The sequence below is a fragment of the Billgrantia endophytica genome (genome assembly GCF_002879615.1).
Classification (GTDB): domain Bacteria; phylum Pseudomonadota; class Gammaproteobacteria; order Pseudomonadales; family Halomonadaceae; genus Halomonas; species Halomonas endophytica.
This window is the reverse complement of sequence record NZ_PNRF01000012.1, coordinates 28857-49494: the sequence shown is the minus strand read 5'-3', so window position 1 is coordinate 49494 and position 20638 is coordinate 28857. Positions and strand designations below refer to the sequence as shown.

At 61.8% G+C, this 20638-nt stretch carries 20 protein-coding genes; 10 read left to right on the top strand and 10 right to left on the bottom strand.

The genetic code is table 11. From position 1 onward, the window contains the following. Positions 1-97: 97 nt before the first annotated feature. Positions 98-1282, bottom strand: coding sequence for a M24 family metallopeptidase (locus tag C1H69_RS05225; RefSeq protein ID WP_102652355.1), 1185 nt, complete (start codon positions 1280-1282; stop codon positions 98-100). A 143-nt stretch (positions 1283-1425) separates the two neighbouring features. Between C1H69_RS05225 and C1H69_RS05220 the strand changes: the two genes are divergently transcribed. Continuing rightward, positions 1426-2157, top strand: a complete 732-nt coding sequence (locus C1H69_RS05220; RefSeq protein ID WP_102652354.1) for a YebC/PmpR family DNA-binding transcriptional regulator — start codon at positions 1426-1428, stop codon at positions 2155-2157. A 24-nt stretch (positions 2158-2181) separates the two neighbouring features. On the opposite strand, the gene C1H69_RS05215 is transcribed toward C1H69_RS05220, so the two are convergent. Further along, on the bottom strand, positions 2182-3027 hold the full coding sequence (locus tag C1H69_RS05215; RefSeq protein WP_102652353.1) for an alpha/beta hydrolase: 846 nt from the start codon (positions 3025-3027) through the stop codon (positions 2182-2184). Continuing rightward, on the bottom strand, positions 3024-3770 hold the full coding sequence (locus C1H69_RS05210) for a creatininase family protein (RefSeq protein WP_102652352.1): 747 nt from the start codon (positions 3768-3770) through the stop codon (positions 3024-3026). The genes C1H69_RS05215 and C1H69_RS05210 overlap by 4 nt, the downstream gene beginning before the upstream one ends. A 231-nt stretch (positions 3771-4001) precedes the next feature. On the opposite strand from C1H69_RS05210, the gene C1H69_RS05205 reads away from it, so the two are divergent. Then, complete coding sequence (locus C1H69_RS05205; RefSeq protein WP_102652351.1) at positions 4002-4190, top strand: DUF3008 family protein; 189 nt, start codon at positions 4002-4004, stop codon at positions 4188-4190. A 56-nt stretch (positions 4191-4246) separates the two neighbouring features. Here the strand turns inward: C1H69_RS05205 and C1H69_RS05200 are convergent, their stop codons facing one another. From C1H69_RS05200 to C1H69_RS05185, 4 genes are all read right to left on the bottom strand, one after another. Continuing rightward, a complete protein-coding gene (locus C1H69_RS05200; RefSeq protein ID WP_102652350.1) occupies positions 4247-5179 on the bottom strand; it encodes an arylamine N-acetyltransferase family protein in 933 nt (310 codons plus the stop codon). A gap of 296 nt (positions 5180-5475) precedes the next feature. After that, entirely contained in the window at positions 5476-6339 is an 864-nt protein-coding gene (locus tag C1H69_RS05195) for a PA4780 family RIO1-like protein kinase (RefSeq protein ID WP_102652349.1), read from the bottom strand. A gap of 46 nt (positions 6340-6385) precedes the next feature. Next, on the bottom strand, positions 6386-7813 hold the full coding sequence (gene dbpA / locus C1H69_RS05190) for an ATP-dependent RNA helicase DbpA (protein ID WP_102652348.1): 1428 nt from the start codon (positions 7811-7813) through the stop codon (positions 6386-6388). Between the two features lie 165 nt (positions 7814-7978). After that, positions 7979-8272, bottom strand: coding sequence for a YkgJ family cysteine cluster protein (locus C1H69_RS05185; protein WP_102652347.1), 294 nt, complete (start codon positions 8270-8272; stop codon positions 7979-7981). Between the two features lie 203 nt (positions 8273-8475). Here C1H69_RS05185 and C1H69_RS05180 point away from each other — a divergent pair, with 203 nt between their 5' ends. Further along, positions 8476-9942: a dihydrolipoyl dehydrogenase gene (locus C1H69_RS05180; protein ID WP_102652346.1), complete on the top strand. Its 1467-nt coding sequence runs from the start codon at positions 8476-8478 to the stop codon at positions 9940-9942. Positions 9943-9956: 14 nt separating this feature from the next. On the opposite strand, the gene C1H69_RS05175 is transcribed toward C1H69_RS05180, so the two are convergent. Further along, positions 9957-11153, bottom strand: a complete 1197-nt coding sequence (locus C1H69_RS05175) for a GGDEF domain-containing protein (RefSeq protein WP_102652345.1) — start codon at positions 11151-11153, stop codon at positions 9957-9959. Positions 11154-11438: 285 nt separating this feature from the next. Between C1H69_RS05175 and C1H69_RS05170 the strand changes: the two genes are divergently transcribed. Continuing rightward, positions 11439-12791: an RNA polymerase sigma factor gene (locus tag C1H69_RS05170; RefSeq protein WP_102652344.1), complete on the top strand. Its 1353-nt coding sequence runs from the start codon at positions 11439-11441 to the stop codon at positions 12789-12791. Positions 12792-12857: 66 nt separating this feature from the next. Here the strand turns inward: C1H69_RS05170 and C1H69_RS05165 are convergent, their stop codons facing one another. Then, the gene (locus C1H69_RS05165) at positions 12858-13562 is read right to left on the bottom strand and encodes a glutaredoxin (RefSeq protein ID WP_102652343.1); all 705 of its coding nucleotides are present in this window, start codon (positions 13560-13562) and stop codon (positions 12858-12860) included. Between the two features lie 196 nt (positions 13563-13758). Between C1H69_RS05165 and C1H69_RS05160 the strand changes: the two genes are divergently transcribed. Beyond that, positions 13759-14109, top strand: coding sequence for a zinc ribbon domain-containing protein (locus tag C1H69_RS05160; RefSeq protein WP_102652342.1), 351 nt, complete (start codon positions 13759-13761; stop codon positions 14107-14109). Positions 14110-14119: 10 nt separating this feature from the next. Here C1H69_RS05160 and C1H69_RS05155 read toward each other — a convergent pair whose 3' ends face one another. Continuing rightward, positions 14120-15028, bottom strand: coding sequence for a MurR/RpiR family transcriptional regulator (locus C1H69_RS05155; protein WP_165789422.1), 909 nt, complete (start codon positions 15026-15028; stop codon positions 14120-14122). Positions 15029-15177: 149 nt separating this feature from the next. Between C1H69_RS05155 and C1H69_RS05150 the strand changes: the two genes are divergently transcribed. From C1H69_RS05150 to C1H69_RS05130, 5 genes are all read left to right on the top strand, one after another. Beyond that, the gene (locus C1H69_RS05150) at positions 15178-15729 is read left to right on the top strand and encodes a TRAP transporter small permease (protein ID WP_102652605.1); all 552 of its coding nucleotides are present in this window, start codon (positions 15178-15180) and stop codon (positions 15727-15729) included. Next, positions 15726-17006, top strand: a complete 1281-nt coding sequence (locus C1H69_RS05145) for a TRAP transporter large permease (RefSeq protein WP_205738415.1) — start codon at positions 15726-15728, stop codon at positions 17004-17006. Before C1H69_RS05150 ends, C1H69_RS05145 begins: the two co-directional genes overlap by 4 nt. A gap of 44 nt (positions 17007-17050) precedes the next feature. After that, positions 17051-18082 carry a TRAP transporter substrate-binding protein gene (locus tag C1H69_RS05140; RefSeq protein ID WP_102652340.1) on the top strand — a complete coding sequence of 344 codons (1032 nt, stop codon included), beginning with the start codon at positions 17051-17053 and terminating at the stop codon, positions 18080-18082. Positions 18083-18179: 97 nt separating this feature from the next. Beyond that, on the top strand, positions 18180-19403 hold the full coding sequence (locus C1H69_RS05135; RefSeq protein WP_102652339.1) for a diaminopropionate ammonia-lyase: 1224 nt from the start codon (positions 18180-18182) through the stop codon (positions 19401-19403). Continuing rightward, complete coding sequence (locus C1H69_RS05130; protein WP_102652338.1) at positions 19396-20625, top strand: Zn-dependent hydrolase; 1230 nt, start codon at positions 19396-19398, stop codon at positions 20623-20625. The genes C1H69_RS05135 and C1H69_RS05130 overlap by 8 nt, the downstream gene beginning before the upstream one ends. Positions 20626-20638 lie beyond the last annotated feature (13 nt).

Genomic DNA, 20638 nt, shown 5'->3' with positions numbered 1-20638 from the left:
TCGGTTGCCCGAGGCACTGCTCATGCACCAGGCGAGCCCTCGCCTGACAGTGACTCAGTATAGTCATAGCGGATCGAGGGGCCGGCCAAGGAGAACGTCATGTCTCGCGGATCCGCCAGGCATTGTCCGTGATCGGCACGCCCCCATCGGGTGTCACCAGGACGGTATCGCTGATGCCAATGCCCCATTCTCCCGGCACCCGCAGGCAAAGCGGCAGGTGAAACACCATGCCGGCCTGAAACTCACGGACCTGGTCACGAGCGATATAACCGCTTCCCTCCACCCAACTGGGTGGAAACTGAGCCCCTACGGCATAGCCGAATACCCCGGAGAAGAACACTCTATCGGCATGGGGTGCCAATACGGCCTCGGCGGCTCGGGCGGCGTCCTCGAAGCCGTTGCCAGGCCGCATGGCCTCGGTCAGCGCTTCGAACAAGGCGCGACAGACGTCCCGCATGGCATGCATCTCACGGCTGGCCCGGCCGGCGACGGCGGTGCACATCATCGGAGCCGTGTAACGCCGGAAAGCGGAGCCAAACTCCAGGAAGACCGGCTCGTCGGCGGCAATGGCATGACGCTGGTGGTTCATATGGATCACGCTGATCCGGCGGCCGGTGGTGACGATGGGCTGCATGCTCATGAACTCGCTACCTGCCGCCAGCATCGCCCTGGCGCCCTCCGCCGCCACCTCGTTATCGGTAATGCCTGGTTCGATGACGTCCATGGCCGCCGTCAGGCCCAATGATGTGATACGGGCACTCTCCCGAAGGCATGCCAGCTCCGCCTCGCTCTTGACGATGCGAATGCGGTCCAGCAGCTCACCACCTTTGTCATGGAAGCGCCCGGCGCCGAGACGCGCCTGCAATTCACGGATCACGCCATGGCGCAGGCTGGCCGCGAAGATGTCCAGGCCGATTGCACGATAGGGAGTCAGGGTGTCGACCAGGGGTTCGATCACCTCGCCGATGCCCTCCCAGCGGTAGCCGAGGATTTCATCGACCGAGGCCGTGACCACCGCAGGCCCCGTCTCGATGGAAGGTACCTGCAGCACCAGCCGTTCCATCGACACCACCAGGCAGGTATGGACCGATACCTCGAAGGTGTTGTAGCCGGTCAGGTAGTGGATATCGGCAGGATCGGTGAGCAGCAAGGCATCCAGCCCCGCAGCTTCCATGGCAGACCGGACTCGTGTTCGACGTGCATCGAATTCCGCTTGCGGGAAGGCCAGTTCGGTTGCTTCCAACCGTGCCGACAAGGCGTGACGATAGCGATGGTGGTCCATGGACAAACTCCAGTGTGCAATGGGAACCTGCAGTGTAGCCATGACACGGAGCATGTCGTCGGCATCCCGGTGAAATAACACTGTTCCCTACCGGTTCTGTTTCGTAGAATTCTGCCTCATGTCAGACGCAACAGGACAACGATATGGGCAGGGCCTTTCAGAACCGCAAGGAATCCATGGCCAAGACGGCCGCCGCCAAGACCAAGGTCTACAGCAAGTATGGCCGTGAAATCTACGTGGTCGCCAAGCAGGGCGGCACCGACCCCGCCGGCAACCTTAGCCTGCGCGGACTGATCGAGCGCGCCAAGAAAGACCAGGTGCCCAGCCATGTGATCGACAAGGCGCTGGACAAGGCCAGCGGCGTTGGTGGCGAGGACTTCTCCCCGGCCCGCTATGAAGGGTTTGGCCCCGGCAACTGCATGGTCATCGTCGACTGCCTGACCGACAATCCGAACCGCACCTTTGGCGACGTACGCGCCTGTTTCAACAAGGCCAAGAGCAAGCTGGGAACCCCTGGCACCGTCAGCCACATGTTCGACCACTGCGCGATCCTCGCCTTCGGTGGCGACGACGAAGAGGCTGCCCTCGAGGCGCTGATGGAAGCCGACGTGGACGTGACCGATATCGAAAGCGAGGATGGTCACATCACCGTGTTTGCGCCGCACACCGAATACGCCAAGGCCAAGCAGGCACTGCTGGACGCCTTCGGCGAGATCGACTTCGAGGTCGACGAGATCCAGTTCGTACCACAGACCACGACACCGGTGAAAGGCGACGACGTGGCCATGTTCGAGAAACTGCTCGACACCCTGAACGACCTGGACGACGTGCAGAACGTTTTCCACAACGCCGACGTTGAAGCGGACCAGGGCTGAAGCCGACCGGCCTGGAGACAGCCGTCAGTTCCGGCGCAGGCCGGCAATCTCCTCCAGGAAAGCTTCGATACCGTCCGAGTACTCCGGTTCGCTGTCGAGAAAACCGGTATTGTGACCGCCACGAATGACCAGCAACTCCTTGGGATCGCTGGCGGCCTCGAACACGGCCTCGCCCTCGGAGAAAGGGATGATCTCGTCCTCGCGGCTGTGGATCACCAGCAACGGTGCCCTGAACGCGGTCACGTAGCGTTCCGTGTCGTAGTCCAGCGTTGCCAGCCAGCGAACCGGCAGGAAGGGGTAGAGCTGCTGGCCAAGGGCCGGCACCGAGCGAAACGGCGATTCCAGAATGACGGCCGCAGGGTTGTCGTCGGCCGCCAGCGCCACGGCCAGCTCCGCCGCCACGGCGGCCCCCAGGGAACGACCGAACAGCACGATCTCGTCAGGTGAGGCGCCGGCCTCTTCGGTCAACCAGCGCCAGCTCGCCCGGGCATCGCGTGCCGTTCCCGCCTCTGACGGGCTTCCTTCGCTGCGGCCATAGCCCCGATAGTCCACGATCAGCACGGACAGGCCGAGGCGGTTGAATTGACGAATCGAGTCCAGTCGGTGGGAGATGTTGCCGGCATTGCCATGGAAGAACAACAGGCTGGCCCGGGCATTCTCGGCTGGAACCCACCAGGCATCCAGGGTCAGGCCATCCTCTGTTTCAAGGTCGACCTGCTCCCACTCCAGGCCACGGTCTGCCGGCGTGCCGATATGCTCGCGCCCCATGTGGGGCAGGTAGAGCAGGCGCTCCTGAAAGAACCAGGCCAGTATCACGACCAGCGCATAGCCCATTGCCAGGCCAAAGAGGATACGAAGCACGGCGTTCATGCCCGGCCGGTGAAAGCGCGATACGCCTCCCAGGCGTCTTCCACGCCCGCTTCGAGAAAGCGTGAACCGTGCTCGACGCTGGCCAGGGAGGGGTCCGAGCCCATTCGCCCATCCGGAAAACGGCGACGAAACTCATCGGCATCGCATTGCGCGCTGCCGACGGGTGCCACCTTGGGCGACATCGAGACCGACTTCACCGCCTCCGGGCGCGCAAACCAGGAGAGTGAGACTTCCGACGCCGTGGCATGACTGCCTTCAGCGTCGCCATACAGCGATTCGGCCAGCTCACGACCGCGACGGCCGGCAAACCAGTTGAACAGGGTCAGGTTGGGCCCGGTCTGCCCTCCCGCTCGAACGCTATGCTCCGAGTAAATTTCGGCAAAGGCCGCATTCACGGTGGCGATGTTGCCGCCATGGCCGTTGATAAAAAAGAGATGCGTGAAACCATGGCGGGCGAGGGATGCCACGGTATCACGCAGCACGGCTATCAGGGTGCTGGGGCGCAGGCTGATGCTGCCTGGAAACGCCAGGTGATGCTGGGCCACACCCAGGTTCTGGGTCGGTCCTACCAGGATGTCATGACGCTGCCCAAGCTCCCAGGCAATCGTTTCCGGACAGATGGCATCGGTACCGACCAGGCCATTGGGCCCATGCTGCTCGGTCGAGCCAATCGGCACAATGATCCCGGTCGAGCGTTGCAGGTAGGCTTCGACCTCCTGCCAGGTGGCATGCTGAAGCTTCACGAGACCTCCTCTATCGTTGGAATGTTGGCCCCAGTTTCGGCCATCCCCCGGATAACCGCCACCCATCCCCTGGCGTCCGTCATGCCGGACTGGAAGGCTCCCTCGACGATGCCATGGTTACCTGTGTTCATCATCCGTAACGTCTCTGCAGTGGCGCGGGGGAATGACACTGGCTAATTTTCTCATGAGTAATGGATGACTGCATCGAGTGAACCAATCAGGAGAGACACCATGCCAGCCAAGTCCCAAGCCCAGCAAATGGCCGCCGGAGCCGCGCTTTCCGCCAAGCGTGGTGAAAAGAAGGTCAGCGAACTCGATGGCGCCGCGAAGCAGATGTACGAGTCCATGGACGAGAAGGAGCTGGAGAAGATGGCCTCGGCGAAACAGAAGGGCAAGCCAAAGCACGATTCCAAGTCCTGACCCATTACCGCCCAGGCCCGACCTTTAACCCCGCACCGACATGCTTCCCTGGCGGATCAGGTGCCGAGCGGCTCGCCCTCGGATGACTCCCCTCGGATGCCCTCGGCACGCCGCAGCAGTCTTTGGGTCTGCTGCGTATCCAGTGTCAGTCCAAAGAGCTCGCGCAGCAGCGCCGGCAGGTCTGCCGCCGCGATCTCGCGTTGCTCGGCTGGCGCCTCGGGTCGAAAGACCTTCAACTCCCTGTCGGTAAGCGCGTAGCGAACGGCTTCGCCATTGAGCTGCGCTACGATACGGCGAGTGAAGGGTGAGTCTGGGTGCGTGGAAACCACGAAGTTATGGTCTTCATAGTCGGCCCGAAAGTAGGGCTCGTCGTTGAACTGGTAGAGATTGAACCAGCCATCGTCGCGCCAGTGGCGAAGTAGCCATCGGCCGGCTGACGTCAGTTCCAGCCGATAGCGCCATCCGCCGTGACTGACGTCGACGTCCTCCTCCAGCGGTATCGGTTGCCGGGGCCCGATATTGCCGACCCCGACATCCACCAGCCATTGCTTTCCCTCGACGCTGACGTTGAGGATCGTGTGCCCCAGTCCGGTCACCTTTTGCTCACTCTCGCCCATCAGCATTCGGGCGCTGCGCCCTGCCACCTGAAAGCCGAGCCGATCCAGCACCGTGGCGAAGAAGATGTTCTGCTCATGGCAATAGCCGCCACGATGGCGGCTGACCAACTTGTCCTGAAGGCTGGCGAGATCCAGCCGGATCTCGCCGCCCGTGACGATTTCCAGATTTTCGAAGGGTATTGCCTGAAGATGGGCCTGCTGCAGTGCGCGCAGCGTCGACAGGCTCGGGGACAGAGCGCCCTGATAGCCGATGCGCTGCAGGTAGGCCTCGAGGTCCAGCGGCGCCGATTCCCAGGTAGAGGATTCGTGCTGCCGTGCGCCGTGTCGTGGCGCGTGCTGGCCGGTTTGCTGCCGCGCGTGATGAGAGATCATGGTCGTTGTCTCCTTCCTAAGGTGGTTGAGCCGGGAGAGCCCAGCTCTTTGCAGCGGCCCCCGGCGACAGGGGCACCTCGGAAGGCTAATTCCTCAAGTCGAATTGAGGTCAACCATGAAAGACAATCTTTATGCGTTCAAGGCCTCAAGGGGTGTTGGCGAGTCACCCTGGGCGCGCCTGATGCCTGTACCGGCCCCATGGAGGCTTGGGATAACAGGAAAAAGAAGAGAGATCGTCGCTCGCACGAAACCAGCCCATGCCGCCTGTGCGGCGGCACCGGCACGAACGTCGCGTCCTACTGCTCGTCATCCTCCTCGTTGCGGGCCAGCATCGCCAGGTGCTCATCCTGTTCTTCCCGGGCATCCTCGATCACCGCCAGGAGGTCGTCGACATCCACTGCGGTGGTATCGTAGGCAAAGCAACCGGTCAGCTTGCTATCAGGATGCAATTCACCCGCCTCGTAGAGCGCCCAGATCTCCTTGCCGTAGTCGGTATCCAACAGCTCCGGGGCGAAGCGGCCGAAGTAGGCACGCATGTTGTTCACATCGCGCTCCAGCATCATCGCCGCGCTGTTGTTGCCAGCGGCATCCACCGCCTGGGGCAGGTCGATGATCACCGGGCCGTCGGGGGCCAGCAACACGTTGAACTCGGACAGGTCGCCATGGACCAGGCCGGCACAGAGCATGCGCACCACGTCGCTGATGACCTTGGCATAATACTCACGGGCTTGCTCCGCGCTGATGCTGACGTCATCCAGGCGCGGGGCGGCGAAGCCCTCCGCATCCGTGATCATTTCCATCAGCAGCACGCCATCGACAAAACCGTAGGGCGTGGGTACCCGTACGTTTGCCGATGCCAGCCGGTAGAGGGCGTCGACCTCGGCGTTCAGCCAGGCCTGTTCCTGCTCTTTCTGCCCATAGCGTGTCTTCTTGGCCATCGCCCGGCCCTGGCGGCTGTTGCGCACCTTGCGGCCTTCCTGATACTGCACCGCCTGCTTGAAACTGCGCTGCTTGGCTTCCTTGAAAACCTTGGCGCAGCGCAGCTCTCCACTGGCACGCACCACATAGACCTGGGCTTCCTTTCCGCTCATCAACTGGGTCACGACTTCATCGATCATGCCGTCGTCGACCAGCGGTTGTAATCGTTTGGGTATCTTCATATCACCACTTTGGCATATCACCTTGCGGACGTACCGCCTTTCGATGTCAGCGGCTGACGAGCCGGGCGCGAAACGAACGCCCCTTGAGTTTTCCCGCACTCAGCTGCGTAAGTGCCGCCTGGGCGACTTCGCGCTGTACGGCCACGTAGGCGCTTCGCTCCAGCACCTTGATCTTGCCTATCTGGTCACCACGAATACCACCATCGCCGGTCAGCGCACCCAGGATATCACCGGGACGCACCTTCTGTTTCTTGCCGCCATCCAGTTGCAGCGTCACCATGGCGGGGATCATCGGCTCGCCCGTCAGCGCACGGCGGGATGGCAGCGGTTCGACATCCAGCTGCTGTTGAAGGAACTCACCGAGCCGTGCCAGCCGATAGTCCTCCTGCTCACTGACCAGGGTACAGGCGACGCCGTGGCCTCCGGCCCGCCCGGTACGACCGACACGATGCACATGCACCTCGAGTTCACGGGCGATGCGGTAATTGAATACCGCGTCCAGCGCGTCGATATCCAGCCCTCTCGCCGCGACATCGGTCGCCACCAGAATCGAGGCGCTCCTGTTGGAAAACAGGACCAGCAGGCGATCGCGGTCACGCTGTTCCAGATCGCCATGCAGGGCCAAGGCACTGAACCCTGCCTCGCTCAGGGCACCAGCCACCTCATCGGTTTCGCGCTTGGTATTGCAGAACACCACGCTCGCCCCCGGGCGATAGTGCAGCAGCAACAGGCGCAACGATTCGAAGCGTGCCGATTCATCCGCCACTCGGTAGAAATGCTGCTGAATAGTGGTCTCATCATGGGCTTCCGCGACCTCCACCGTGAGGGGATCACGCATCAGCCCCTCGGCAATGGCGCGGACGTCATCGCTGTAAGTGGCGCTGAACAGCAACGTCTGGCGGCTGTTCGGCGTCTCGCGGACGATGGCATCCATGGCGGCCTGAAACCCCATATCGAGCATCCGGTTGGCTTCATCCAGCACCAGCGTGTCAAGCGCATCAAGGCTAAGCGAACCCTTGCGCAGGTGCTCCTCCACCCGGCCAGGCGTGCCGACGACGACATGAGCACCATGAGCCAGCGAAGCGAGCTGTGGGCCGAAGGGAGCACCGCCACACAGCGTCAACACCTTCACATTGGACAGGCTGCGCGCCAGACGCCGGATTTCACCCGCCACTTGATCGGCCAGCTCTCGTGTCGGGCAAAGCACCAATGCCTGTACGCGGAACTGCGCCACCACGATCCGCGAGAGAAGCCCCAGGCCGAATGCAGCCGTCTTGCCCGAGCCGGTCTTCGCCCGCGCAATGACATCGTGCCCGGCCAGCATGGCAGGCAAGCTATCGGCCTGGATGGGCGTCATGGCGTGATAGCCAAGTGAATCCAGGTTGTTCAACAACTCCGGAACCAGGGCCAGGGAGGTGAAGGCACCATCATGGACAAGACCGGAATTGGGGGTGGAATCAGACACGAAAGTCATCCTGCAATGAATGGCGGGGCCGGAGCGACAGGCAAGCGAAGGCGGGAGCCGGGAAGCAAGCGCCGAGAGGCGATGGAAGATTGAGGTCGCAAGAATAGCAGAAAGGCACCGTCAAGAGTGAACGTTCGATGCCATCGGCTTTGCCGGTCGGACATGCAGGGTCGGTTACATATGTTCGTCGCGTTCCGTCACGCATTCGTAGGACCCCATCTCGAACTCCCGGCATACCCAGGGGCGGTTTTCGTAGATGGTGCACATCATCGTGCCGCGATCCAGCGCAGCACACCAGCCATCGTCCAGGCGCGCCATGACCTGCCCTCCCCATGCATCCGACTCCACGAACCGTTCCGGCACGCCGGTATCGGTCAGCAGCATCACTTCCAGGCGGCAGCAACAGGCGTGACAGTTCGAACATGTCACACCGGGGGCAGGCAGGTTTATCGCTTCAATTTTCGACATCGATCGTCATGTTCCAGGATGATGGTACCGCTCGCACCCGGCGGGCCCGATGCCATGGTTTGAGTCCGCCCTACCACGTTGCGGCAACCGCCCAGGCAGGGTAACAGCTCGCAAGGTGATGCCAAAGTGAACCGCCAACGACCTGGCCGCCACGAACGGCTGTGCCATAGTGGAAGCAGTGCCCAGCTCAGGAGGAGTGCGAAATGCAGGAACGTCATGTCGATATCGCCATCATTGGAGCCGGCACCGCCGGCCTGAGTGCCTGGCATACTGCCAGACAGCATACCGACAGCGTGATATTGATCGAGGGAGGCGAATACGGCACGACCTGCGCCCGAGTAGGCTGCATGCCCTCGAAGCTGCTGATCGCCGCAGCCGAAGCCGCTCACCAGGCCCGATCAGCCGACGGGTTTGGCGTGAAGGTCGGCGAGATCGACATCGATGGGCACGCCGTCATGGCCCGGATCAAGCGGGAACGCGACCGCTTCGTGCAGCAGGTTCTGGGATCGATGCAACGAATCGACAAAGCCGACCGCATGGAAGGGCACGCCCGCTTTGAAACCCCGCACGTCCTGCTCGTCGGCAGCCACAGCCGAGTGACGGCACGGTGCATCGTCATCGCGACCGGATCGCGCAACGATTGGCCCGATTTCTTCGACGCCGCAGGCGACCGTTTGGTCGTCAACGACGACATCTTCGACTGGGATAGCCTGCCGGAGTCGGTGGCGGTCTTCGGCCCGGGCATCATTGGCCTGGAACTTGGCCAGGCCCTTCATCGCCTTGGGGTACGCCTGCGCATTTTCGGCAATGGCGGCTCGCTCGGCTCCCTTGAAGACGATGCCCTTCGCGACTATGCCGACCGCACCTTCAACGAGAGCTTCTACCTGGACCCGGAAGCCAAGGTGGAAGCCATCGAACGCGAGGGCGACCAGGTCGTCATCACCTTTATCGAGCGTGGCACCGGCCAGCGTCTCACCGAACGCTTCGACTACCTGCTGGCCGCCACCGGCCGACGCCCCAACGTCGACACACTCGACCTGGACAAGGCCGGACTGGCCTTGAATGACAAGGGCCTGCCCTACTTCAACCGTTTCACCCTGCAGTGCCGTAAAAGTGACGATATTCCCGGTCATGTGTTCATCGCCGGTGATGCCAATCATGAGCTGCCGCTTCTGCACGAAGCCAATACCCAAGGGCGCATTGCAGGCGATAACGCCGGTCGCTACCCGGCCCTGCGCGCCGGCCGTCGCAACGTGCCGCTGGCCATCGTCTTCACCGAGCCGCAGATCGCCAAGGTGGGCGCCAACCGGGAAGAGATGGAGCAGCGCTGCGGCGGCTGCGAGTGCATCGCCATGGGTGAGGCCTCCTTCGAAGACCAGGGTCGAGCCGTGGTGATACGCCAGAACCGGGGGCTGATCAAGCTCTATGCCGAACACGGTACCGGCCAATTCCTGGGCGCCGAGCTATTCGGCCCGCGCATCGAGCATATGGCGCACCTGCTGGCCTGGTCACTGGAACAGCGCATGAGCGTCAATCGCATGCTCGAGATGCCCTTCTATCACCCGGTGCTCGAGGAGGGCTTGCGCAGTGCCCTGCGAGATCTCAATGCGGCATTGATGCAGGGTCCTGCCATTACCGAGCGCTGCATGGAACATGGACCGGGTGATTGAGGGTGGCTGCGTATTCAACAGGAGACGCAGATCCAGCGTGCCCGACCCAGTTTCTTGGCGTGGTAAAGCGCCTCATCCGCCCGGTTATAGACCTGGCTCGCCGTGCTCTGACTTTCACCATCCACCAGGCAGAGCCCGGCGGATACGGTGAGACTGGCATTTGGGCCAGCGGGAGCGGGTTCGCCCAGGTCCTCGATGATGGTCAGCAGCCGATCGGCCATGTCGGCGGCCTGGGTGCTGTCTTCGGTGCGGAAGATGACGGCAAACTCCTCTCCTCCCAGGCGGAACGCGACATCCTCGCCACGGCAGAAGACCTCCCGGGCCACATCCGCCAGGCGCTTGAGCAGCCTATCCCCTTGTGGGTGACCGAAACGGTCGTTATAGGCCTTGAAGCGATCCACGTCGAACAGCAGCAGGGCCAGTTGGCGCTCATCCCGTTCCCGCCGCGACAGCTCGCGCTGAAGGTCCCTGATGAAGGAGCGCCGATTGTACAAGCCGGTCAACGGATCACGACTGGCCAATATGGCAAGCTGCTCGCTGACCGCCCGCAAGCGTGACATGACCCGCTTTCGATGATGGACATACAATGCCACCACCACTGCCTGGAATCCCATGCCAGTCGTAACGGTCAGCGCCCCACCAAACAACGTGGCACTGTCGCGCGTGGCCGGGCCAAGCCCCGCCGAGATCGCAATGTTGAGCACGGCGGTCATCAGCAGCGTACCGGCTATCCCTCGACGGATATCGTCGAGCAGCAGGAAGGCCATGGCGGGATAGACCAGCGGAAGCGCCAGCATCAGGGGGTTGTCTACCCTGATAATGGCCAGGCTCAGCAGGGCAAGGAAAAGAAAGCCATGGGCCGCTTGGGCCACCACCACGACCGGTGCCCCCAGGCGCAGGCTGACGATGATACCGATGGAAACCAGCAGTCCTGCCAGGTCGAGGATCACCCGTTCCAGCGTCGCTTCCAGCGGACCAAGAAAGACAAGGAACAGAGACAGCGTCCATACGACAACGCTGGCCGCACCGGCCAGGTTCAAGAGGGTAATCCTGAGATAGTCGGGACACTCTTCCGTCGTACGCCCGCCAGATGTCAAAAAGCCGTGCCAATACCGATACCAGGCTCCGTCAGCCCTATCCGGCACGCTATCGGCGCCAAGGCCGGTGAGCGTCCTACTCAACTCGCTCCCCCCGTTTTCCGGCTTTTGCATCCCTGCCCCCTTTTCTGTGGTGCCTAGCGAGCCACGACGCTACTTCTCGTAACGGGTGGCACAAGTATTGGCACTAGCCTCAGCGGACTTTGTTCTGAGTAAATCGAGAAGCGTAACAGATTGCAAACGAAAGGCACCCGGACGGTCATCACCCTGAGGTGAAGCCGTGAAGCTGGCCCACGGCTGTGCGGCTCGCCATCATTGCGTAGGGCGAAGCAATCCGAGGGGCGCCCCGTGCCAAAATCAGTATCATGGGCAGTCTCATGTACAAGAAGAGACTCGATCTTGGCCAACCCAGCCTCCCTTCCTCCTTCCCCCACGCCGGGCGATGGCAGCCTGGAAGCCCTCCTGCTTGGCTGCACAGAGGGCACCAAGGCATCCTTCGATCGCCTGGCGGCGACCTGCTTGCCACGCATGCTGGGCCTTGCCTATCTGTTCTTCGAGCAGCCGCACCATGGCGAAGCGGTATGCGGCGATATGCTTCTGCTCGCCTGGCGCAACCTCGACCAGTGGGACGCCAGGCAGCCAGCCGCCACTTGGCTGTACACCATTCTCGGCAGCAGACTCTACACCCAGTTGCTGGCCATTCACGGCTCCCGACGGGAAGTGGCTCAGCGCCTGGAGGGCCTTGGCCTTGCCGACATGGGGACCATGTCATCGCCAACCGGTCCTCGCCCTTCCGGGCTGAGCGGTGATTTCTTGCAGGCACTGGCAGAGACGACACCTCCGGTCACGCCCACCGAACGCTTCAGGAATGACATGGAGACGCTGATCACGGCGGAAATCAACCAGCGCCACTCCCCGCGAACTCCCACCGGCGAACGGGCCTATCCGCCACTGTATGACCCGGCTCTCCGGCACCGCATGCTCAAGTCCCGCATCGCGTTCACCATCAAGGAAGGGTTCAAGCGCCGTCTGGGAGGCCCGCTGGAAAACGGCCTGCTTCATCGCTGGCTGGAAAGCAAACCTGGCAGTGCCATGCTGGAAGCCCAAGGCCTGCCACGGCGTAGCATCGAAGCCTATCTCGATGGAAAGCTGGACCTCGAAGTCGATACCAGCGTGCTGCACAAGGGTATCAACTTTCCCCGTTCCTTCCCGAACCGAGCCTTGCGACGCAAGGCGTCCAACGTCTTCATCTGGCCTGGCGACTGGGACCTGGTGCTGACGGAACTGGCTGAAAGCGATCGACGGGAATTCATTACCGACCTTTGGCAGCATCGCCTCGACCTGACCGCCAGTCACGGCTATGCCCGCCTGCTGGCGGCGCTGGAACGCGGCGCCCCCGTGAGCTCCCATCGACAAGGCATACTGCTGAATTCGGAAGCGCGCATCCTCACCTACCTTCAGCGCTACCGGCTCTATATGGAAGACATGAGTTGCTTCGGTTTCAAGGCAAGCATGGGGAGCGATCGGCTCGGCGTGGCCATTGATCGCGATGGCAATCTCATCAAGATCAACAAGGGGCTGCACCGGCTGGCCATGGCCCAGGTGCTGGGCATCCAGCGCGTCACGGTCAGGATAAGGGCCATCCACCAACTCTGGTGGCTGCAGAAAAAAGGGAGAGCCGAAGGAAAGGCAGCGCTAGCCAATGTGGAAAGCGCCCTCGCCACACTCGCCAACCGCCAGCGGGACGTGTGATCGACGAGCATCTTGTCGGGCAGCGCCGCCGCCTTGAGTCGAGGCAACTCATGCCGGTGGCCGGATTCACATCAGCCGCAGCAGTACCCAAAGCCCCATGCCGGCCATCATGGCGTTCTCGGTAAAGCTGATGACGCCCAGCGGAACATTGGAATTGCCTCCAACGCAGGCACAATTGAGATCCGCCTTGTCGACGTAGACGGCCTTGATGATGGAAAACCCGCCCGCGATGCCAACGAGAATGGCCACCAGGCCGGTCACCAGGGGCAGTAAACCGGAAAGAAAACCCAGGCCGACGAAGAGTTCGGCAAAGGGATAAACCCTTCCGTAAGCCGGCACGCGCCGGGTGATCAGATCGTACTGCCTGAAGCCCTGCACGAAGCCCGGGATGTCCATCAGCTTCAGACACGCCAGCACCGCCAGCGAAAAGCCCATGAAACCCATGATGCCGGCCTGTGTCGCCAACGCCAGTAGCGCGGTGGTGGAAAATACCGCAATGACCGGCACATAGGAGGTCGCGCTCTCCTCCTCGTCGTCCTGCTCACCGAAATGCTCGGCCAGAGCGTCATAGCCACCGATATGTTCACCATTGAGATAGACCTGGGGCGTGGTGCCGACGCCATGCTGCGCCTTGAATTCCTCCTCCTCCGTTTTCGATGCAAACTCATGGTCCTCGAAGGACACGTCGTGCTTTTCCAGCAGGCCAATCGCCTTGTCAGACCAGCCACAGCCACGCTTGTGATAAATGACATTGCCTTGCTGTTCGCCCATGACAGCCTCCCTTCGGCCGACGCAAATGGCAGAGTCGCCATCCGGCGCCGGAGGTCCTACGCAAACATCCATCCTGAAGCATAGCCAATGGGGTCACATGGGGGACGGGGCAACTCGCTGTGCCATCGAGACCAGTGCGGGTTATGCTGATATAACGATGTTACAAGTCCCAGCAAATCCTCAAGAGGGCTGCCCGATGGCCGATATCACATCCCGGCTGAAAGCCGTCAAGGAAGGGATCCGGAAGCTGGCGAACCTGGCGGGAACCGAACAGGCCGAGGCAGCGCAACAGCTGGCGGCCAAGCTCGGCGCCGATCTCGACCGTGTGGCGGCAGAGGCCGCAGCCCAGCCGAGCCCCCCCGTCCCTCCGGAAAAGGCGTCACCCCCCGCGCCGCGCCATGAGGAGATCCGCTGCCCGATCTGTTCGCTGCGCTCCTTCACCTACCAGAGGGGAACGGTGCGGGAATCGGCCGACTCCAGTACCGGCTTCGAGGCATTCTATCGCTGCCTGAGTTGCGGTCACCAGGCATGGCGGGAATCAGAGTGAGACTTGGTCGTCACTCCTCGCTGTCAGGTTGATTCGTCAACCAGGCAAAGGCGTCAAGCTCATCGAGCTCATCGTGTAAAGTCTCGACCCGACGCAGACGCTCGAAGCCTTCGCTCATTGCGCGCTGGAACAAAATCGAGCAGAGCAGGTTCAACACGCTCATGGCAGCAGCATAGCTGTCGAGCAATGAGGGGGAGCGAACTTGGCACGTCAGGGTCCAAGTGGCTAGCCGCGCCGTCTGGGTGGCGGAGGGATCGGTAATCAGCAGTACCTTGGCCCCTTGTGCCTGGGAAATTTCCATGATACGCGTTACCACCCCGACCCGCCGGCGCATGCCGATCATCACCACCACGTCGCCCTCGCCGATATCCACCATGTCCTCTCCCAGAGTCTGGGCGGATTGGGGTAATAGCAACACATCAGAACGCAGCAACAACAATTGACGCTGCAGATAAAGCGCCAACATGCGGCTGTTGCGGAAGCCCACCACGTGCACCCGCCGTGCACCCGCCATAGCATCCACCACATCGCGCAGTGTATCCGGTCGAATGGCTTCCAGGGAGAGCGTCAGGTTGTGAATTTCCTGCTCAAGGTGATCGGCCACCGATTGGCTAGCCACGGACTTGCCCTCCCCCCTTCCGCTTGCCCGTGAAGCCGAGGAGAGATAGACCGGCGAGCCCCAGCGCTTGGCCTCGCGCACCTGCAGACGCACCTCATTGAAGTCCTTGTAACCCAGCCGCTGAAAAAAGCGCGACGCCGCCGCCCGCGAGGTACCGGCAGCTTCGGCCAGCTCGCCAGCACTATAGGTAGCGATATCGCCGGGGAAACCCAGCAACAGGTCACCCAGGCGCTTCTCAGCCGGGGGCAGCTCTTCGTAATGCGCTTGAATACGCGCTTCCAGCGTCAGGGGCTCTTTCATGGTGTCCATGCTTACCATGATGCCATCACACAGGAAAGATGAAAATTCATTTTCACATGCTTGACGAAGTGAAAAATTTGTCTCAGTCTGGAAGCGAGAGGCCGACCATGTCGCGTCAAGATCGGCCAGGCTCATCCCTGGGAGGCACCATGCCAACGACAAATACAACGCCCCATCACCCACTGTTAGGCAAGCTGCTGACATTTGGTAAATACCTGGATGCCGTGGTCATCAAGCTATGTGCCGTACTCGCAGGCGTCATGGTTTTGATCGTCTGGTTCGGCATCCTGTCCCGCTACGGCCTGGAGCTGGGGGCCACCTGGACGGAGGTGCTGGCCCGCTACGTGATGATATGGGCCGCCCTGCTGGCCATACCAGCAGGCGTCTTCAGGCGCGAACATATCGGTTTCGTCATGCTGTTCAGCCTGCTCTCACCAGGAAAGCAGCGCCTGCTTCGACTCCTGCTCGACCTGATCGGCCTGGGCTTTTTCCTCTATTTGACGTGGTATGGCGTTCACATGTCGATTCAGGGCAGTAGCCAGTTCGCCACCATCTTCGGCATGACCATGCTGATCCCCTTCGCTTCGGTGCCAGTATCGGCCGGACTCGCTGCCTTTCAGACGGTGGTCGTGATGCTGCGTGACTATCTCCATCCCCCCGAGGTGGCGGCTATCGAACTGCCGGAGGAGAACATCCAATGATGATTGTTGCCCTGGCCTTCTTCGGCCTGCTGATCCTCGGCCTGCCTATCGGCTACGTACTCGGCATTGCCGGTGTCACCGGGCTGCTACAACTGGGTGGGCCGGAATTCCTGACCATGGCACCTCGCCGCTTCTTCGAGGGGTTGGACCTGTTCACCTTCATGGCCATGCCACTGTTCATCCTTGCTGGCGAGATCATGAATCGCTCCGGCATCACATCACGCCTGATCGACTTCGCCAATGCCTTGGTGGGTTATCTACGAGGGGGGCTGGCCCATTCAAACATGCTCGCTTCGGTGCTGTTCTCTGGCATGACGGGGGCCGCCGTTTCCGACGCTGCCGCCTTTGGCAACACCATGGTCCCGGCTATGGTCAAGCAAGGCTACACCCGGCCTTTTGCCTGCGCCGTAACCGCTGCCGGCTCGATCATCGGCCCGACGATTCCACCCTCCAACCTGATGGTGATCTACGGCTCGCTGATGGGTGTCTCCATTGCCGGGCTGTTCGCTGCCGGCATACTGCCGGGGCTCCTCATCGCCCTGTTTTGCATGTGTCTGATCGCTGCGCTGGGGCGTCGTCTCAACCTGCCCAAGGGAGAGGGTGGACCCAGTCTCAAGCTGATTCTCTCCACCTTCCGCTCCAGTCTGCTGGCGATACTCATGCCGGTCATGATCCTGGGCGCCATTCTCTTCGGAATCACCACGCCTACTGAAGCCGCCTCCCTGGCCGTACTTTATGCCCTGTTGGTGGGCACGGTGATCTATCGCTCGCTGAAGTGGAGCGACCTCTTCGACATGCTCGAGCGAACCGCCCGTATCACAGGAGTGGTATTCCTGATCATCGCCTCGGCCTCGATCCTCGGCTGGTGGATGACCTTCGTCCAACTGCCCCAGATGGTGGCGGCCAGCTTTCTTGCCCTGACGACGAACCCCGAAGCGATCATCGGCATGATTCTGCTGCTATTGCTTGCCATCGGGCTATTCATGGATATCAACGCCGCGCTCATCATCCTGGCCCCGGTACTGGTTCCACTGACCAACGCCATCGGCATGGACCCGGTGCATGCCGGCATCATGATCATCCTCGCCCTCAATATTTCCCTGATGACCCCACCAGTCGGCGCCTGTCTATTCGTACTGTCGTCGGTTACCGGGGAAAAAATTGAACGGATCAGTGGCGCGCTCTGGCCGTTCCTATTGGTCCAGGTCGGCGTCCTGATGCTGATTGCATTCTGGCCTGACCTGACCCTGTTCGTGCCACGCCTGCTGGGCTTCTAGGCACTATGCGCTCTCAACCAACAAGCACAAGATGGAGAATCACCATGACACGTTTCAAGAAATCCCTTATTGCTGCCGTCGCCGCAGCCAGCCTGGCCCTCGCCGGAACCGCCTACGCTGAGAAGGTGATGCGCCTGCATCATCTGAACAATGACAACCCTTTCGACAACGGCTCGGGCGCCATGGCAACGGTGTTCAAGAACCTGGTCGAATCGGGCACCAACGGCTCGGTCACCGTGCAAACCTACCCCAACGGGCAGCTTGGTGATGACGCCGGCGTGCTAAGCCAACTTCGCGCAGGCGTGGTGCAGTCCGGCATTCACTCGGTCGGGGGTTTTGCTTCGGCTTACCCGATGATCGGCGTACTCGACGTCCCCTTTGCCTTCCCCGACGTCTCAACTACCTATGAAGTCTTCGATGGTCCCTTCGGCGATAAGCTTGCCGTCGATATCGAGGAAAAAACCGGCCTCAAGGTACTCGGATTCGGTGACTCCGGCGGCCTGTTTGCCATCACCAACTCCAGGCGCCAGGTGCGTACTCCCGACGACATGCAGGGCCTGCAGATCCGTACCATGGGTCTGGACACCCATCAGGAGGTCATCAGGGCGCTGGGTGGCCAGCCCACCGCCATCGCCTGGTCCGAGGTCTACACCGCGCTGCAGACGGGCGTCGCCGACGGGCAGATGAATCCTATCCCGATCATATCCTTCGCCCGCTTCGATGAAGTGCAACAGTACCTCTCACTGACGAACCACCTCTTCGCCCCCTATGTCTGGGTAGTCAGCAATCGTTTCTGGGACAGCCTGGATGAAACGGAGCAGAAGGTAGTGGAGTCCGCCGCCCGCTCGGCCATCGTTGCCGGCCGCGGCATCAGCCGCATCATCGAAGCCTCGGACCGCGGCCTGCCACATCTCGCCGCCAACATGGAAGTTCACTCCCTGACGCCAGACGAGATGGATGCCTTCCGCGAGGCCACTCAGCCAGCGGTCATGGAAATCATCTCGGAAAAGTATGGCGCTGAAGGTGAAGAAATGCTGGCCGCTTTCCTCGAAGCAATCGAAAACGCATCGCAATAGAACGTGCTGCACCCTGATCGCGGGGGGCCTGCCCCCTGCTTCCCACTCATGGATCGATTGCACAGATCGACCTGACGGATCGACACCAAGGATCGTCATGCGCCAGCTGATTACTCAAGACACCATCCAGCATTACAACAATCCCCGGGTTCTGCCAGGGGCTCCCATCGGTGAGCGTCAGCGCGCCATCCTGTCCCAGGAGGCAATGCGTGCGGCACGCGACGAGGTACGCACCTGGCCCGGCTACGCCCCCACCCCCCTGGTGGCCCTGAGCGGGCTGGCCAAGGCCTGCGACGTCGCCCGACTCGACTACAAGGACGAAGCCAGGCGCTTCGGACTCAACAGCTTCAAGGCGCTGGGCGGAGCCTATGCCGTCCTGCGCCTGCTCAAGGAGCACCTCCCACCGGACGTCACCTCGGCCGACCTGCTGGCAGGACGCTACCGTGAGGAAGAGTCACGCATCACCGTATGCTGCGCAACCGACGGCAACCACGGCCGTTCGGTGGCCTGGGGTGCCCAGCAGTTCGGCGCACGATGCGTGATCTACCTGCACGCCACCGTTTCCCAGGGGCGCGAGGACGCCATCACACGCTTCGGCGCCGAAGTGCGCCGGATCCCCGGCAATTACGACGACTCGGTGCGCCAGGCGGCGGCGGATGCCGAGGCCAACGGCTGGTTCGTGGTCTCGGACACCTCTTACCCCGGGTATATGACCGTGCCACGCGACGTCATGCAGGGCTACACAGTCATGGTCGATGAAGCGGTGCAGCAGTTGCCCAAGCCGCCAACACACTGCTTCGTGCAGGGCGGGGTCGGGGGGCTAGCGGCCGCGGTACTGGCCCAGCTCTGGGAAGCCTACGGCCCCGACCGGCCGCGAGTGATCGTGGTCGAGCCCGACCGAGCGGCCTGTCTCTACGAGAGCGCACGAGCAGGGCGTCCCATTGCCGTCCATGGCGATCTCGACACTTTGATGGCGGGACTTGCCTGCGGTGAGGTCTCGCTGCTGGCCTGGGAAGTACTCGAGGACGGTATCGACGACTTTATCACCGTAACCGACGAGGCGGCGGTGGAAGCCATGAAACTGCTAGCGGCGGGGATCGATGGCGATAGCCCACTGGTGGCAGGTGAAAGCGCGGTAGCGGGACTCGTCGGGCTGCTGATCGCACGACAACAGACCGCCTTGAGCGAGGCCCTAGGGCTTGATGCCGACAGTCGTATCCTGCTGATCGGCAGTGAAGGCGCCACCGACGAAGAGGTTTATCGCGAACTGGTAGGCCGCCCGTCGGCCGAGGTTGAAGCGGAGGCACGCAATCATGCATGACACACTGCGAATCAATGGGCAACGCCTGATCAGCCGCCTGGAGCGACTCGGCGAAATTGGCGCCCTGCCAGGTGGTGGCTGCTGCCGCCTCGCCCTAACCGAGGAGGACCGCCAGGGAAGAGAGCTCGTTATCAGTTGGATGTACGAACTGGGTCTTCAGGTGTCCAGCGACGCCATGGGCAATGTGTTCGGCCTGCGACCCGGCACAGAGGACAGCCCGCCGGTGATGACCGGATCGCATATCGACACCGTCCGCACCGGTGGTATCTATGATGGCAACCTGGGTGTACTGGGCGGGCTCGAGGTAATCGAGACCCTCAACGAGGCCGGCATCGTCACGCGCCGTCCTCTATGTGTCGCCTTCTTCACCAACGAAGAGGGAGCACGCTTTGCCCCCGACATGATGGGAAGCCTGGTGTATGTCGGCGGCATGTCTCTCGATGATGCGCTGGCCACCAAGGGAATCGACGGTCAGCGAGTCGGTGACTGTCTTGAGCAAATCGGTGCCCGCGGTAGCGAACCAGTGGGCAATCCTGATGTGCATGCATACGTTGAGTTGCACATTGAGCAGGGCCCGGTACTCGAGGAGTCCAGCATCACGATTGGGGCAGTGGAAAAGGTACAGGGAATCTCCTGGCAGGAGTTCTGCTTCACCGGCACATCCAACCACGCTGGCACCACGCCCATGCGCCTGCGTCATGATGCCGGATATGCCGCCATGGCCACCGGCTCCTTCGTACGTGAGCTGGCTAACCGCATCGGTGGCGACCAGGTGGGCACGGTCGGAGCGCTGCAGATGGAGCCCAATCTGGTCAATGTGGTAGCCAACCAGGCCAGCTTGACTGTCGACTTGCGTAATACCGATAACGATCGACTCAAGCAGGCCGAAGCCGAGCTACTGGACTTTATTGAACGACTGGCCGAGCGGGAGGGCATAGAGGTGCAGCATCGCACCCTAGCACGCTTCGACCCAGTGCCCTTCGACACGGACATGATCGATTGTGTGGAAGCCAGCGCCAAGGCGTTCGGACACTCCGTCATGCGCATGCCCAGCGGCGCCGGACACGACGCCCAGATGCTGGCCAGGGTCTGCCCCACTGCCATGATCTTCGTACCCAGCGTCGATGGCATCAGCCACAACATCAACGAATACACCGCGCCCGAAGACCTGGAAGCGGGTACCAATGTCTTGCTGAGAGTCCTGTTGGACCTCGCCGGGTAATTGTCCAAGGAAA

What these genes read in the sequence shown, in the direction of transcription:
- C1H69_RS05225 (WP_102652355.1), bottom strand. Translation starts at nt 1,282, where the DNA reads ATGGACCACCATCGCTATCGTCACGCCTTGTCGGCACGGTTGGAAGCA.
- C1H69_RS05220 (WP_102652354.1), top strand. Translation starts at nt 1,426, where the DNA reads ATGGGCAGGGCCTTTCAGAACCGCAAGGAATCCATGGCCAAGACGGCC.
- C1H69_RS05215 (WP_102652353.1), bottom strand. Translation starts at nt 3,027, where the DNA reads ATGAACGCCGTGCTTCGTATCCTCTTTGGCCTGGCAATGGGCTATGCG.
- C1H69_RS05205 (WP_102652351.1), top strand. Translation starts at nt 4,002, where the DNA reads ATGCCAGCCAAGTCCCAAGCCCAGCAAATGGCCGCCGGAGCCGCGCTT.
- C1H69_RS05200 (WP_102652350.1), bottom strand. Translation starts at nt 5,179, where the DNA reads ATGATCTCTCATCACGCGCGGCAGCAAACCGGCCAGCACGCGCCACGA.
- C1H69_RS05195 (WP_102652349.1), bottom strand. Translation starts at nt 6,339, where the DNA reads ATGAAGATACCCAAACGATTACAACCGCTGGTCGACGACGGCATGATC.
- dbpA (WP_102652348.1), bottom strand. Translation starts at nt 7,813, where the DNA reads ATGACTTTCGTGTCTGATTCCACCCCCAATTCCGGTCTTGTCCATGAT.
- C1H69_RS05185 (WP_102652347.1), bottom strand. Translation starts at nt 8,272, where the DNA reads ATGTCGAAAATTGAAGCGATAAACCTGCCTGCCCCCGGTGTGACATGT.
- C1H69_RS05180 (WP_102652346.1), top strand. Translation starts at nt 8,476, where the DNA reads ATGCAGGAACGTCATGTCGATATCGCCATCATTGGAGCCGGCACCGCC.
- C1H69_RS05175 (WP_102652345.1), bottom strand. Translation starts at nt 11,153, where the DNA reads ATGCAAAAGCCGGAAAACGGGGGGAGCGAGTTGAGTAGGACGCTCACC.
- C1H69_RS05165 (WP_102652343.1), bottom strand. Translation starts at nt 13,562, where the DNA reads ATGGGCGAACAGCAAGGCAATGTCATTTATCACAAGCGTGGCTGTGGC.
- C1H69_RS05160 (WP_102652342.1), top strand. Translation starts at nt 13,759, where the DNA reads ATGGCCGATATCACATCCCGGCTGAAAGCCGTCAAGGAAGGGATCCGG.
- C1H69_RS05155 (WP_165789422.1), bottom strand. Translation starts at nt 15,028, where the DNA reads ATGAAAGAGCCCCTGACGCTGGAAGCGCGTATTCAAGCGCATTACGAA.
- C1H69_RS05150 (WP_102652605.1), top strand. Translation starts at nt 15,178, where the DNA reads ATGCCAACGACAAATACAACGCCCCATCACCCACTGTTAGGCAAGCTG.
- C1H69_RS05145 (WP_205738415.1), top strand. Translation starts at nt 15,726, where the DNA reads ATGATGATTGTTGCCCTGGCCTTCTTCGGCCTGCTGATCCTCGGCCTG.
- C1H69_RS05140 (WP_102652340.1), top strand. Translation starts at nt 17,051, where the DNA reads ATGACACGTTTCAAGAAATCCCTTATTGCTGCCGTCGCCGCAGCCAGC.
- C1H69_RS05135 (WP_102652339.1), top strand. Translation starts at nt 18,180, where the DNA reads ATGCGCCAGCTGATTACTCAAGACACCATCCAGCATTACAACAATCCC.
- C1H69_RS05130 (WP_102652338.1), top strand. Translation starts at nt 19,396, where the DNA reads ATGCATGACACACTGCGAATCAATGGGCAACGCCTGATCAGCCGCCTG.